12 protein-coding genes are annotated in these 13,717 nt (G+C 61.8%); 10 read left to right on the plus strand and 2 right to left on the minus strand.

What is annotated here, in order from left to right:
- The first annotated feature begins 4 nt into the window (after positions 1-4).
- The 10 genes from ABNW52_RS06840 (at position 5) to ABNW52_RS06885 (ending at position 10,506) form a co-directional block, all read left to right on the plus strand.
- The gene (locus ABNW52_RS06840) at positions 5-1,042 is read left to right on the plus strand and encodes an arginine N-succinyltransferase (protein WP_349585721.1); all 1,038 of its coding nucleotides are present in this window, start codon (positions 5-7) and stop codon (positions 1,040-1,042) included.
- Positions 1,039-2,070, plus strand: coding sequence for an arginine N-succinyltransferase (astA, locus tag ABNW52_RS06845; protein ID WP_349585723.1), 1,032 nt, complete (start codon positions 1,039-1,041; stop codon positions 2,068-2,070). Before ABNW52_RS06840 ends, astA begins: the two co-directional genes overlap by 4 nt.
- On the plus strand, positions 2,067-3,527 hold the full coding sequence (gene astD, locus ABNW52_RS06850) for a succinylglutamate-semialdehyde dehydrogenase (protein ID WP_349585725.1): 1,461 nt from the start codon (positions 2,067-2,069) through the stop codon (positions 3,525-3,527). The genes astA and astD overlap by 4 nt, the downstream gene beginning before the upstream one ends.
- Entirely contained in the window at positions 3,524-4,873 is a 1,350-nt protein-coding gene (gene astB / locus ABNW52_RS06855) for an N-succinylarginine dihydrolase (RefSeq protein ID WP_349585727.1), read from the plus strand. Before astD ends, astB begins: the two co-directional genes overlap by 4 nt.
- A 503-nt stretch (positions 4,874-5,376) precedes the next feature.
- Positions 5,377-6,306: a branched-chain amino acid ABC transporter permease gene (locus ABNW52_RS06860; RefSeq protein WP_349585729.1), complete on the plus strand. Its 930-nt coding sequence runs from the start codon at positions 5,377-5,379 to the stop codon at positions 6,304-6,306.
- Positions 6,307-6,325: 19 nt separating this feature from the next.
- Positions 6,326-7,384, plus strand: coding sequence for an ABC transporter permease subunit (locus ABNW52_RS06865; protein ID WP_349585731.1), 1,059 nt, complete (start codon positions 6,326-6,328; stop codon positions 7,382-7,384).
- A gap of 3 nt (positions 7,385-7,387) precedes the next feature.
- Positions 7,388-8,158, plus strand: coding sequence for an ABC transporter ATP-binding protein (locus ABNW52_RS06870; protein WP_349585733.1), 771 nt, complete (start codon positions 7,388-7,390; stop codon positions 8,156-8,158).
- Positions 8,155-8,865 (plus strand): ABC transporter ATP-binding protein, encoded by a 711-nt coding sequence (locus ABNW52_RS06875; RefSeq protein ID WP_349585735.1) that lies wholly within the window; start codon positions 8,155-8,157, stop codon positions 8,863-8,865. Before ABNW52_RS06870 ends, ABNW52_RS06875 begins: the two co-directional genes overlap by 4 nt.
- A 109-nt stretch (positions 8,866-8,974) precedes the next feature.
- On the plus strand, positions 8,975-9,748 hold the full coding sequence (locus ABNW52_RS06880; protein WP_349585737.1) for a YdcF family protein: 774 nt from the start codon (positions 8,975-8,977) through the stop codon (positions 9,746-9,748).
- Positions 9,749-9,753: 5 nt separating this feature from the next.
- Entirely contained in the window at positions 9,754-10,506 is a 753-nt protein-coding gene (locus ABNW52_RS06885) for a competence/damage-inducible protein A (protein ID WP_349585739.1), read from the plus strand.
- Positions 10,507-10,749: 243 nt separating this feature from the next.
- On the opposite strand, the gene ABNW52_RS06890 is transcribed toward ABNW52_RS06885, so the two are convergent.
- Both ABNW52_RS06890 and mmsB read right to left on the minus strand, forming a co-directional pair.
- Positions 10,750-12,489 (minus strand): DEAD/DEAH box helicase, encoded by a 1,740-nt coding sequence (locus ABNW52_RS06890; protein ID WP_349585741.1) that lies wholly within the window; start codon positions 12,487-12,489, stop codon positions 10,750-10,752.
- A 260-nt stretch (positions 12,490-12,749) separates the two neighbouring features.
- A complete protein-coding gene (mmsB, locus tag ABNW52_RS06895) occupies positions 12,750-13,634 on the minus strand; it encodes a 3-hydroxyisobutyrate dehydrogenase (RefSeq protein WP_349585743.1) in 885 nt (294 codons plus the stop codon).
- Positions 13,635-13,717: the final 83 nt, after the last annotated feature.

Below are 13,717 nucleotides of genomic sequence, written 5' to 3' on the forward strand. Positions count from 1 at the left end.
TGTCATGCTGACAGTGCGCCCAGTCCGTATTTCCGACCTGCCGGTCATCGAGAAGATGGCGGTAGATAGCGGGATCGGCGTTACCAGTTTGCCGAACAATCGCGAAAAGCTGTACGAAAAAATCCAGTCCTCGCTCGGCGCTTTCGAGCACGAGGCCATCGCTGGCACCGGCCGCGAATACTATATGTTCGTGCTGGAAGACGCGGGCGAAGTGGTGGGTACCGCTTCGATCAGCGCTTCGGCCGGCTTTGAAGAGCCGTTCTACAGCTACCGCAGCGAGACCATGGTGCATGCCTCGCGGGCGCTGAAGGTCAACAACCGCATCCACGTGCTGACCATGTGCCACGACCTGACCGGTCTGGTGCAGCTGTGCGGTTACTTCTGTGCACCCAAGCAGCAGTTGCGTGCCTACGAACTGCTGTCACGTGCCCGCCTGCTGTATATCTCCGCCGCCCGCGAGCGCTTCGGTCGCCGCATTCTGGTCGAGATGCAGGGCATTCTGGATCAGGCCGACCAGTCGCCGTTCTGGGACGCCATCGGCCGCCGCTTCTTCAATATGGATTTCCCGCAGGTAGAGCAGGCCTTCGCCCAGCGCAGCAAGACCTTCATCGCCGAGCTGATGCCGACCTACCCGATCTACGTGCCGCTGCTGCCGGATGCGGCGCAGAACGCCGTCGGGCAGATTCACCCGGATTTCGAGCGCCCGTTCAATATCCTTACCCGTGAAGGCTTCGAGGCCGACGACTACATCGATATTTTCGATGGCGGCGCGGTGTTGACGGCCGAAGTTGACCAACTGTTCAGCCTGCGCGAGCAGCGCTTGTATCCGGTGGAAGTGGCGCCGGTGTTGCCGGAAGGCGAGGTGGAGATGCTGATTTCCAACCATCGCAGCAGCGAATTTGCCGTTACCCAGGCCCACGCGGCCCTGGTGGACGATGTGTTGTTCATTACGCCAGACACCGCCCGTGTGCTGGCACTCGCCAGTGGCCAGCACGCCTGTGTCGTGCCGCTGCTGCCGGAAGCCGGGAGGAACGCAGCATGATGATCATTCGCCCGATCCGCGCCAGTGATCTGGACGGCCTGATGGAATTGGCTCGCAGCGCCGGCGTGGGCCTGACTTCGCTGCCGGTGAATGTTGAAAGGTTGGCCGCACGCATTGCGCGCTCCGAGAAAACCTTTGCCGGCGATGCCGAGCTGGCCGACTGCGGCTATGTATTCGTGCTGGAAGACAGCGAGAGCGGCCGCGTGGGGGGTATCTGTGCGCTGGAGGCCGCTGTCGGCCTGAAGGAGCCCTGGTACAACTACCGCGTCGGTACCATCGTGCATGCCTCGGAAGAGCTGGGGGTGTACACCCGGCACGAAACCCTGTTCCTGTCCAACGACCATACTGGCTACAGCGAGCTGTGCACGCTGTTCCTGCACCCGGATTTCCGCGTTAACCGCAACGGTGGCCTGTTGTCCAAGAGCCGCTTCCTGTTCCTGGCGCAGTTCCCGCAGCTGTTCGGCAAGGTGGTGGTGGCCGAAATGCGTGGTGTGTCGGACGAGAATGGCAAATCGCCGCTGTGGGAAGCGCTGGGTCGCCACTTCTTCTCCATTGATTTTGCTGAGGCCGACTATCTGACCGGCGTGGGGCAGAAGGCGTTCGTCGCCGAGCTGATGCCGAAATTCCCGGTGTATATCGACTTCCTGCCACAAGAGGCGCAGGCGGTGATCGGCCAGACCCACGACAACACCCGTCCGGCGGTGGCGATGCTGTATGGCGAGGGCTTCCGTTACGAAGGCTATGTCGACATCTTCGATGGTGGCCCGACCGTGCAGTCCTATACCCAGGATATCCGTGCCGTGCGCGATAGCCGGCTGTTGCCGGTGAATGTGGTGGCGGCAGTTGCCGAAGGCGAATGCCAGCTGCTGTCCAATACCAGCCTGACCGACTTCCGCGTGATCATGGCGGCACAGCCGGTGGCGAAAGACCAAATCGACATCACTGCCGAACAAGCAGCGGCACTGAATATCAAGCAGGGTGACATGGTGCGCGTGGTTGCACTGTCGCCGAAGGAGACTGCCCAGTGAGTACCCAATTCATCAATGGTCTGTGGCTGGCGGGTGCCGGCGAAGCGCTGACCAAGCATAACCCGGCAACTGGCGAAGTCATCTGGCAAGGCCAGGCCGCCAGTGCCGAGCAGGTGGATGCCGCCGTCAACGCCGCACGCGGTGCGTTCAAGTCCTGGGCGCGTCTGGGGCTGGAGGCTCGCATTGCCATCATCCGCCGTTTTGGCGAACTGCTGGCCGCCAACAAGGCCCAGCTGGCCGAGGTCATCGCCAAGGAAACCGGCAAGCCGCTGTGGGAAGCGCAGACCGAAGTCACCACCATGGTGAACAAGGTAGACATCTCGGTGAAATCCTACCAGGAGCGTACCGGCGACAAGTCCGCGGTGATGGGCGATGCCCAGGCCGTGCTGCGCCACAAGCCGCATGGTGTGGTAGCGGTGTTCGGCCCATACAATTTTCCGGGTCACCTGCCCAACGGCCACATCGTGCCGGCGCTGATCGCCGGTAACACCGTGATCTTCAAGCCGTCGGAGCTGACGCCGTGGACCGCACAAGAAACCGTGCGCCTGTGGAACGAAGCCGGCCTGCCGGCAGGGGTGATCAACCTGACGCAAGGTGCCAAGAAAACCGGTATCGCGCTGGCCAATCACGCCGGGCTGGATGGCCTGTTCTTCACCGGTAGCTCCAGCACCGGCAACCTGCTGCACAAGAATTTTGCCGGCCAGCCAGAGAAAATCCTGGCGCTGGAAATGGGCGGCAACAACCCGTTGATCGTTGGTAAGGTGGCCGACGTGGATGCCGCGGTGCATCACGTGATCCAGTCCGCCTTTGTTTCCGCCGGTCAGCGCTGCACCTGCGCTCGCCGCCTGCTGGTACCGGCAGGGCAGTGGGGCGATGCCTTTGTGGTGCGTCTGGTGCAGGTTGCGGCCAACCTCAAGGTGGGTCTGTATAACGATGAGCCGCAGCCGTTCATGGGTTCGGTGATTTCCACTGCCGCCGCCGACGGCCTGCTCAAGGCGCAGGCAGCCTTGCTGGCCAGTGGCGGCATCAGCCTGCTGGAAATGAAACGCCTGTCCGATACCGGCGCCATCCTGTCGCCGGGCATCATCGATACCACCAACGCCCAGCGTCCGGACGACGAGTTCTTCGGCCCGCTGCTGCAGGTGATTCGCTACACCTCGTTCGAGCAGGCCATCGACATCGCCAACGACACCCGCTTCGGCCTGGCCGGCGGCGTGCTGTCGGATGAGCGTGCTGAATATGAACACTACCTGTTGGAAAGCCGCGCCGGCGTGGTGAACTGGAACAAGCCGCTGACCGGCGCCTCCAGCGCCGCCCCGTTCGGCGGCATCGGCGCCTCGGGCAACCATCGCCCTAGCGCCTACTACGCAGCCGATTACTGCGCCTGGCCGGTGGCATCGCTGGAATGCGACAGCCTGACCGTTCCGACTCAACTTTCTCCGGGGATCGTACTGTGAGCAACGCTTTTGAAGTGAACTTCGACGGCCTGGTAGGCCCGACGCACAACTACAGCGGCCTGTCCTACGGCAATGTGGCCTCTACCGGCAACCAGAACGCGGTGTCCAACCCGCGCCTGGCCGCCAAGCAGGGCCTGGCCAAGATGAAGGCGCTGCACGACATGGGCTTCAAGCAGGGCGTGCTGGCCCCGCACGAGCGCCCGGATGTGGCCAGCCTGCGGCGTCTGGGTTTTTCCGGCACCGACGCGCAAGTGGTAGAGCGCGCGGCCAAGGAAGCGCCGGCCATTCTGGCGGCAGCGTCTTCGGCATCCTGCATGTGGACTGCCAACGCGGCGACCGTCAGCCCGTCCGGCGATACCGCTGATGGCCGCGTGCATTTCACGCCGGCCAACCTGAACAACAAGTTCCATCGCTCCATCGAGCATCCGACCACCCGTCGCATCCTGCAGGCGATGTTTGCCGACGAGTCGCGTTTCATGGTGCACGAAGCGCTGCCGGCGCAGATGCACTTCGGTGACGAAGGTGCGGCCAACCATACCCGCTTCTGCCATGAGTACGATGGTGCCGGCGTGGAGTTCTTCGTGTTTGGCGCCGCGGCTTTCGACAGCCGCTACCCGGCACCGACACGCTTCCCGGCACGCCAGACGCTGGAAGCCTGCCAGGCGATCGCCCGTCTGCACGGTCTGAAAGAAGAGGGCGTGGTGTATGCGCAGCAGGATCCGGCCACCATCGATGCCGGCGTGTTCCACAACGACGTGATCTCGGTGGGTAATGCCAACGTGCTGTTCCATCACGAGAAGTCGTTCCTGCATCAGGCCGACGTGCTGGCCGAGCTGGATCGCAAGTTGGCCGCAGCCGGTGGCAAATTCATTGCCATCGAGGTGCCGCTGGCCGAGGTGAGTGTGGAAGAGGCGGTGAAGAGCTACCTGTTCAACAGCCAGCTGTTGTCCAAGCCGGAAGGCAAGATGATTATCGTGGTGCCGGAAGAGTGCCGCAATATCGAACGGGTGTGGACTTACCTGCAGAAGCTGGTGAGCAGCGGCGGCCCGATCGACGAAGTGCGCGTCTACGACCTGAAGCAAAGCATGCAGAACGGTGGCGGCCCGGCCTGCCTGCGCCTGCGTGTGGCGCTGTCGGAACGCGAGATTGCCGCCGTCAATCCGAATGTAATGATGAGCGATGCATTGTTTGGCACGCTTAATGCTTGGGTAGACAAGCATTATCGTGATCGCATTGCCCCGGCCGACCTGGGCGACCCGCAGCTGTTGCTGGAGTGTCGTACCGCGCTGGACGAGCTGACTGGCATTCTGCGTCTGGGGTCGGTCTATCCGTTTCAGCTGCTGTAAGGCTACGCCGCCAGCGCTATCAGGCAGAAACCGCCGCACGATAATATCGTGCGGCGGTTTTCTTTTTGCGTTCACAAACGAATACGATAGATTGTATACAGTATTGGTGCATGAATTTGCCCATGAATGGTGCGAAAACGATCATGGTGCTTTTCGTATTCGAATCTATATGATTTCAGAATGGAAAAATACGAAAATTTCTAATTTAGTTGGCTAGCAAAAAGAAAACAGGAAAAGCCGCTTGGTTGCACCGCAACATGGCGGCCGCCTGTTTTTTTATTGCCATAAAACTCAATTAAATCAATTGGTTACATCTTGTGGAAATTTTGTCGGAAAACGTCCAGTTTTGCTTGTTTTATCGTTGACAGTCGATTGGATACGCCTACATAATCCGCTCGGCTTGTAGGGCTGGTTGACAGTCGGCGCTACATGGCTGGTAAGGCGGCAACGGGGTTACCCTTTCAAAAAAGCCGTCGGGAAGTTCATCCAAAGGAGATCCCACCGTGGACATTTTTCTGCAACAGATCCTGAATGGCCTGGTGCTGGGCAGTATTTATGCCCTGATTGCACTCGGCTACACCATGGTGTACGGGATCATGGGCCTCATCAACTTCGCTCATGGCGAAGTCGTGATGTTTGGTGCCATGGTTACCATCACCGTTATTACCGCATTGAGCAATGCCGGTCTGGCGCTTCCGGGCGGCGCACTGGTGCTGATCGGTCTGATGGTCGCGATTCCAGCATGTATGTTGCTGGGCTACACCATCGAACGCGTGGCGTATCGTCCGCTGCGCAATGCCCCCAAGCTGGCACCGCTGATTACCGCGATTGGCCTGTCCATCGTGCTGCAGCAGGTTGCCATCCTGATCTGGGGTCGTAACTACATTCCGTTCCCGCCGATCCTGAACCATGACACCATCGATATCTTCGGTGCCACCATTACCCAGCTGCAAGTGCTGATCGTGGTGCTGTGCCTGGCGCTGATGGTAGGCATGCTGATCGTGGTGGAAAAAACCAAGCTGGGTCGCGCCATGCGTGCCACCAGCCAGAACCCCGGCGTGGCCGGCCTGATGGGGGTGAACGTCAACACCATCATCTCCGCCACCTTCGTGATGGGTTCCGCTCTGGGTGCCGTGGCCGGCGTGATGGTTGCGGCCAACTATGACCAGGCGCACTACTACATGGGCTTCATGATCGGCCTGAAAGCGTTTACCGCAGCGGTGCTGGGTGGTATCGGCAACCTGGGTGGCGCGGTGGCCGGCGGTATCCTGCTGGGCATCATCGAAAGCCTGGGCGCCGGTTACATCGGCGACCTGACCGGTGGTTTCCTGGGTTCGCACTATCAGGACATCTTTGCGTTCGCAGTGCTGATCGTGGTGCTGATCTTCCGTCCGTCCGGTCTGCTGGGCGAAAAGATCGCCGACCGCGCTTAAGTCCAGGCAGGAGCTAATAATGACTAGCAACAAGAAACTCGGCACCTTCCTGGCTTCGGCCATCGTGCTGGCGGTACTGCCCTTCGTGGTAGGCAGTACGCTGGGCAATTCCTGGGTGCGTACCATCGACTTTGCGCTGCTGTACGTGATGCTGGCGCTGGGTCTGAACATCGTGGTGGGCTTTGCCGGCCTGCTGGACCTGGGCTTCATCGCCTTCTATGCCGTGGGTGCTTACACCTTCGCACTGCTGGGCTCGCCGCACTTCGGTATTCACCTGCCGTTCTACATCGCCATCCCGCTGGGCGCCGGCTTTGCCGCCATGTTCGGCATTCTGCTGGGTACCCCGGTACTCAAGCTGAAGGGTGACTACCTGGCGATCGTGACGCTGGGCTTCGGTGAAATCGTGCGTATCTTCATGAACAACCTGAATGCGCCGATCAACATCACCAACGGTCCGCAGGGTATCAACCTGATCGACCCGATCCAGTTTGCCGGCTTCTCGCTGGGCAAGGTGACCCAGATCGGTTCCTTCACGGTGAACCCGGTGATCCTGTACTACTACATGTTCCTGTTCCTCACCGTGTTGGTGGTGATCATGGTGTCCCGCCTGCAGCACTCCCGTATCGGTCGTGCCTGGGTGGCGATGCGTGAAGACCAGATCGCGGCTTCCGCAATGGGCCTGAACATCCGCAACATCAAGCTGCTGGCCTTTGCGCTGGGTGCCCTGTCTGGTGGTGTGGCCGGTGGTCTGTTCGCTTCGTTCCAGGGCTTCATCTCGCCGGAATCCTTCGGCCTGCTGGAATCGATCATGATTCTGGCCATGGTGGTGCTGGGTGGTATGGGCCACATCCCGGGCGTGATCCTGGGGGCCGTGGTGCTGACCGTGGCGCCGGAAGTCCTGCGCGATGTGATCGGTCCGCTGCAAATGCATACCTTCGGCAAAATGATTGTCGATCCGGAAAACGCTCGTATGCTGCTGTTCGGTCTGGCCATGGTTGTCATGATGCTGACCCGCCCAGAAGGCATGTGGCCGTCCAAGCGACGCCAAGCCGAGTTCGACGATGCCAAGAAAGGTTAAGCCATGGCTGAAGTTCTGCTGAAAATCGAAGGCATCCACAAACGCTTTGGCGGCCTTCATGCCCTGAGTAATGTTGCCCTGCACATTAACAAAGGCGAAATCTACGGTCTGATCGGCCCCAACGGCGCCGGCAAGACCACCCTGTTCAACGTGCTGACCGGTCTGTACACCCCGGACGAAGGCCAGTTCACCTTCGCCGGCCAGGACCTGTTCCGTGCCCCGCCGCACATCGTAGTGGCCGGCGGTATCGCCCGTACCTTCCAGAACATCCGTCTGTTCCATGAAATGACGGCGCTGGAAAACGTGATGGTTGGCCGCCACATCCGCTCCAAGGCCAATGCCCTGGGCGCGGTGCTGCGCAACAAGGCTACCCGCGAGGAAGAAGCTGCGATCACGGCCAAGGCCTGGGAGCTGCTGCGTTACGTGGGTATCGAGGATGTGGCGTACGAACGTGCCCGCAACCTGTCCTACGGTCACCAGCGTCGCCTGGAAATCGCCCGCGCCCTGGCCACCGAGCCGAAGCTGCTGGCGCTGGACGAACCGGCCGCCGGGATGAACCCGAGCGAGACCGAAGGTCTGAAGGCACTGATGGAGAAGATCCGCAACGACGGCGTGACCGTGCTGCTGATCGAACATGACGTGAAGCTGATGATGGGCCTGTGCGACCGTATTGCCGTGCTCGACTATGGCAAGAAAATCGCGGAAGGCGTGCCGGAAGTGGTGCGCAAGGATCCTAAAGTCATCGAAGCCTACCTGGGAGCGGCACACTCATGAGTCTCTTGGAAGTTAAAAACCTGCAAGTGGCCTACGGCGGCATCCAGGCCGTACGCGGTATCGATTTCCACATCAACAAGGGCGAGCTGGTGACCCTGATCGGTGCCAACGGCGCCGGCAAGACCACCACGCTGAAAACCCTGGTGGGCATGGTGCGCAAGTCTGGCGGCACCATCCACTTTGATGGCAAGGAAACCGACAACATCGCCTCGTACAACTTCGTGCGCAATGGTCTGGTGATGGTGCCGGAAGGTCGTGGCATCTTCGGCAAGCTGACGGTAGAAGAAAACCTGCAGATGGGTGGCTTCCACCGCAACGACAAGGACGGCATCCAGCGCGACATCGAGCGTGGCTACGAGCTGTTCCCACGCCTGAAAGAGCGTCAGAAGCAGCTGGCCGGCACCCTGTCCGGTGGCGAGCAGCAGATGGTGGCGATGGCGCGCGCGATCGTGTCGCAGCCCAAGCTGTTGCTGCTGGACGAGCCGTCGATGGGTCTGGCGCCGCTGATCGTGGAAAAGATCTTCGAGATCATCCAGATGGTGGCCAAGGAAGGCGTGACCATGCTGCTGGTGGAGCAGAACGCCAAGCTGGCGCTGGAAGTATCGCAGCGCGGTTACGTGATGGAAAGCGGCCGCATCACCATGAGCGGCCCGGCGCAGGAACTGCTGGCCGACGAGCGGGTGCGTAACGCCTACCTCGGCGAATAGGCTGTTTGTTCGCAAGCCAAACGCCTCCGGTTTCCGGAGGCGTTTTTTATGGTGCATCGCCGGTTTTGCTGCTGCGGCTGCGCAATGATGGCATGAAGAGGGGTGATCAATGATGGCTGGCGTCAATCTACAGGTACTGGTGCACCAGTTGCTGGGGGCCTTGTTGCTGCCGCCGTTTACTTATCTGTTGCCGATCGTGGCGGCGCTATTGCTGCTGCGCCGCCGTCCACGGCTGGCGCGTGTGCTGTTATGCAGCGGTGCGCTGCTGGCGTGGTTGCTGTCGCTGCCGGTTACGGCGCTGGCGCTCAATGGCTGGCTGGAGCGCTATGCGCCGGCCGATTTGGCGCAGGTGCGGCAGACGCAGGCGATTGTGGTGTTGAGCGCTGGCAAAAAACCGGCGCCGGAGTATGCGGCCAACGTGTTGAGCGCCGATAGCGCTGGGCGGCTGCGTTATGCGGTCTGGCTGGCGAAGCGCAGCGGCTTGCCATTGCTGGTCAGTGGCGGTGCGCCACTGGGCGGCGAGGCGGAGGCCCGGGTGATGGCGCGCACGCTGCGCGAGGACTACGCCTTGCCGCCGCGTTGGGTGGAGGACAAATCGAATACCACGCTGCAGAATGCCCAATTGAGTGCCGTCCTGCTCCGTCAGGCCGGCATCAGTCGCATCACGCTGGTGACGCAGGCCTGGCATATGCGCCGGGCGCTGCCGTTTTTCCAGCAGCAGGGGTTGCAGGTGCTACCGGCTGGCACCGGCTTTACTCGCTATGACGGCGATGGCGTGCTGAACTGGATTCCGCAGGGCAGGGCGCTGCAGGAAAACCACCAGGCGCTGCGTGAATTGCTGGGCGCGTTGTACTATGCCATTCGTTCTTTGATTGCAGGGTAAATGCTATGAAAACAGGCGCACTGATCATTGGTGACGAATTGCTCTCCGGCAAACGCCAGGACAAACACATGGCGGCGCTGATCCGCATGTTGGCCACACGCGGTATGCGGCTGGCGTGGGCGGAATATCTGGGTGACGATCCGCAGCGTATCGAGGCCGCGCTGCAAAGGGCTTTCGATAGTGGCGATCTGGTGTTCAGTTTCGGGGGTATCGGGGCAACACCGGACGACCATACCCGCGGCTGTGCCGCACGTGCGCTGGGCGAGTCGCTGGCCGTGCATCCAGAAGCGCGGGTGCTGATCGAGGGGCGTTTTGGCGATGAAGCCTACCCACATCGCATCAATATGGGTACCTTTCCACAAAGTGCGGCGATTATCCCCAATCCGGTCAACCAGATTCCCGGCTTTTCCTGTCGCGATGTGCATTTTGTGCCCGGCTTTCCCAGTATGGCGTGGCCGATGGTGGAGTGGGTGCTGGACACGCATTACCGCCACCTGTTCAGCGCTGCGCCGGATGTGGAGCAGGGCTGCATTGCACTGGAGGCCAGGGAGGGCGACCTGATCAGCCTGATGCAGGATTTTGTCGCCCGCTACCCGACGTTGCGTTTTTCCAGTCTGCCCAGCTTCGGTAGCGAGGCCATCCCGCAGATGCACATCGAGTTCAGCTTTACCGGCCAGCCGGCGCTGGTGGAGATCGCGCTGGCGGAATGGCAAAAAGCGCTGCAGGCCAAAGGCTATCGCGTGCAGTCCAAGGGCTGAGCTGCTACCGCGCGCAGCGACCACCCCAATGTGCTGTGGCAGTTGGCGTTTGTGGTGCAGCACGCCGGCGTAGGTAAAACCTGCGCGCAGGCGCTAGGCTCGCCATTGTGAGTCTGCCGTTGCGCTGTCACCGCAGGTGCCATCGGTACGTTACGGCAGCTGCAGTCGCAAAAAAAACCGGCCATCGCAAGATGGGCCGGTTTTTTGCATGGCGGCCAAGGTTGGCCGCAGTGCCGCTGTCGCTTACGGCTTGCGCTTGGGCGCGTTGAACAGGGCCGCTTGCTGCTGGCGCGGCTTGCCGCCTTGACCCTGCCCTTGGCGCGGGCCGCCATGGCCGCGGGATGCCGACGGCTGGTGCAACGGGTTGCCGTTGTACTGGCGGGGCTGTTTGCCCGGAATCAGGCCCTGGCTCAGCTCGTGCATGGTCAGGCTGGGTTGGCGCGGACCATTGTCGTAGAACACATTGCCGTTCGGCTCGGCCATGCCCGGTGCCACCTTGCGCTTGTCCTGGCGGCGCGGCTGACCATTGTTCTGACCCTGACCCTGAGCCTGGCCTTGGCCCTGCCCCTGGCGATCGCTGCGCGCCGCCTGTTGCTGACGCGGTGCGCCATCACCCTGTTTCGGCGGACGCTTGCCTTGCGGCTGGCGCGGCTTGTCACGGCCGGCATCGGCAGCCGGTTTGTCGCCGGCCGGCTTGGCGCGTGCCGACTGGGCTTGACGACGCTGTTGGCCGCCACGACCGCGACTGTCACCCTTGGCGCCTTTCGGCGCGGTGGTGGGGGTCAGCGCACCGTGAATGTAGCGGCCGAGGCCGATTTCGATGGCTTGCGGTTCGGCATGCGGGTCGGCTTCGAAGCCGGACAGGGCAAAGCGCTCGATGGATTGCTTGGTCAGCTTCTCGATGTCGCGCAGGAAGCCCAGCTCGTCGACGCATACCAGCGAGATCGCCTCGCCGGTGCAGCCGGCACGGCCGGTACGGCCGATACGGTGCACGTAGTCTTCCGGCACGTTGGGCAGCTCGTAGTTGACCACGTGCGGCAGTTCTTCGATGTCCAGGCCACGGGCGGCGATGTCGGTGGCAACCAGTACCGGCAGGCTGCCGTCCTTGAAGCCGGCCAGTGCCTTGGTGCGGGCGCCCTGGCTCTTGTTGCCGTGGATGGCCATGGCGGCGATGCCGGCTTTTTCCAGCTTTTCTGCCAGGCGGTTGGCGCCGTGCTTGGTGCGGGTGAAGACCAGCACCTGATGCCAGTCACCGGCCTTGATCATTTCGATCAGCAGCTCGGTTTTGCGGTCACGGTCGACCAGATGCACTTTCTGGCTGATCTGGGCATTGGTCTGGTTCGGACGCGCCACTTCCACCAGCTTGGGCTGGTTCAGTAGCTTGTCGGCCAGTTTCTTGATCTCATCGGAGAAGGTGGCCGAGAACAGCAGGTTCTGGCGCTGTGCCGGCAGCAGGGCCAGCACTTTCTTGATGTCGTGGATGAAGCCCATGTCCAGCATGCGGTCGGCTTCATCCAGTACCAGGATTTCCACTCCGGACAGGTCGACGGTCTTCTGGCCGGCATGGTCCAGCAGGCGGCCCGGCGTGGCCACCAGAATGTCCACCGGTTTTTTCAGCGCGGAAATCTGCGGGTTGATGCCGACGCCGCCGAACATCACCATGGATTTGAGCGGCAGGTACTTGCCGTATTCGCGCACCGACTCTTCCACCTGGGCGGCCAGTTCGCGTGTCGGGGTCAGTACCAGGGCGCGCGGGCGGCCCTTTTGCTTGGACGGTTGGTCCATCAGGCGATTCAGCAGCGGCAGGGTAAAGCCGGCGGTTTTGCCGGTGCCGGTCTGGGCGGCGGCCAACAGGTCGCCACCTTGCAATACCTGCGGAATGGCCTGCGCCTGGATAGGGGTAGGCTGGGTGTAACCGGTATCGGCTACGGCACGCAGAATGGGCTCAGCAAGGCCCAGTGCGGCAAAGTTCGATTCTGACATGTATTAGTTTGCAATCAGATGCCCGCCCATTGCGTAAGACAATACCAATCCGGGTAGACATTAGTTCTGTTTGTCGAGGTGGGCCAGGCAGGAAGCCTGAGCCTAAGAAGGAGGTCGCGCTGATTGGCAAAGGCGCGAAGTTGCAAGTGTACTCCGATTGCGCGCCGCCTGCTGTGAAAACTGCAGGGATTGTCGTGCTTTTGTTGCGGTGCCCGGCCGCAGGGTCGCCGGCGTGCTGCCGGGCGACCCTGCGGCTGCGCTCAGCGGCGGAACTGCTGCACGATGCTGGAGAAATCCAGTTTGCCGTTGCCGGCTGCCACATGCTGCTCGAACAGGCTGCGTGCCAGTGCCCCCAGCGGGTTGGCCGCATGGCTGTGTAGCGCCATTTCCTCGGCCAGTCCCAGGTCCTTCAGCATCAGCTCGGCCATGAAGCCACCCTGATAGCCATGGCTGGCCGGCACATTGTCCATCACGCCGGGCCACGGGTTGTACAGTTCCAGCGCCCAGTTGCGGCCGGAACTGCTGGCCATGATTTCCGACAGTACCGCCGGGTCCAGCCCGTTTTTCACCCCCAGTGCCAGCGCCTCTGAGGTGCCGGCCATCAGGATCCCCAGCAGCATGTTGTTGCAAGCCTTGGCGATCTGCCCGGCACCGGCATCGCCGGCATGGAAAATGCGCCGCCCCATGCTTGATAGCAACGGACGTGCGGCATCCACGTTGGCCGTATCGCCGCCCGCCATGAAGGTCAGCGTACCGGCGGCGGCGCCGGCGGTACCGCCGGATACCGGCGCATCGATAAAGCACAGCCCACTGTGCTCGGCGATGCGGCCAACCTCGCGTGCTGTTTGCGCGTCGATGGTGCTGCAGTCGATTACCAGCGTGCCCTGCGGCAGCGAGGCAAACAGCCCCTCGTCGCCGAGATACAGTGCTGCTACATGCTTGCCGGCCGGCAGCATGGAGATGATGGTGTCGGCGCCGGCCACGGCCTCGGCCACCGAGCGCGCCGCACTGCCGCCATGAGCAGCAAAGTGGCCCAGCGCCTCGGCAGCCAGATCAAAGCCGCGTACGGCATAGCCGGCCTTTACCAGGTTGATGGCCATCGGGCCGCCCATATTGCCCAGGCCAATGAAAGCGATGTGTTGCATGATGCGGCTCCTTGCGGTGAGGAATCCTGCCTAAAACCTGTTGGTGCTCGCCTGCCTGCCGGGGCGTCAGCACCGAATCGCAC

It is taken from the genome of Vogesella oryzagri (assembly GCF_040148885.1).
GTDB classification, from domain to species: domain Bacteria; phylum Pseudomonadota; class Gammaproteobacteria; order Burkholderiales; family Chromobacteriaceae; genus Vogesella; species Vogesella oryzagri.

Excerpts from the sequence above, each read along its gene's own strand:
- ABNW52_RS06885 (WP_349585739.1), top strand. The coding sequence starts at position 9,754 with ATGAAAACAGGCGCACTGATCATTGGTGACGAATTGCTCTCCGGCAAA.
- astA (WP_349585723.1), top strand. The coding sequence starts at position 1,039 with ATGATGATCATTCGCCCGATCCGCGCCAGTGATCTGGACGGCCTGATG.
- ABNW52_RS06880 (WP_349585737.1), top strand. The coding sequence starts at position 8,975 with ATGATGGCTGGCGTCAATCTACAGGTACTGGTGCACCAGTTGCTGGGG.
- ABNW52_RS06870 (WP_349585733.1), top strand. The coding sequence starts at position 7,388 with ATGGCTGAAGTTCTGCTGAAAATCGAAGGCATCCACAAACGCTTTGGC.
- mmsB (WP_349585743.1), bottom strand. The coding sequence starts at position 13,634 with ATGCAACACATCGCTTTCATTGGCCTGGGCAATATGGGCGGCCCGATG.
- ABNW52_RS06840 (WP_349585721.1), top strand. The coding sequence starts at position 5 with ATGCTGACAGTGCGCCCAGTCCGTATTTCCGACCTGCCGGTCATCGAG.
- ABNW52_RS06890 (WP_349585741.1), bottom strand. The coding sequence starts at position 12,489 with ATGTCAGAATCGAACTTTGCCGCACTGGGCCTTGCTGAGCCCATTCTG.
- ABNW52_RS06865 (WP_349585731.1), top strand. The coding sequence starts at position 6,326 with ATGACTAGCAACAAGAAACTCGGCACCTTCCTGGCTTCGGCCATCGTG.
- ABNW52_RS06875 (WP_349585735.1), top strand. The coding sequence starts at position 8,155 with ATGAGTCTCTTGGAAGTTAAAAACCTGCAAGTGGCCTACGGCGGCATC.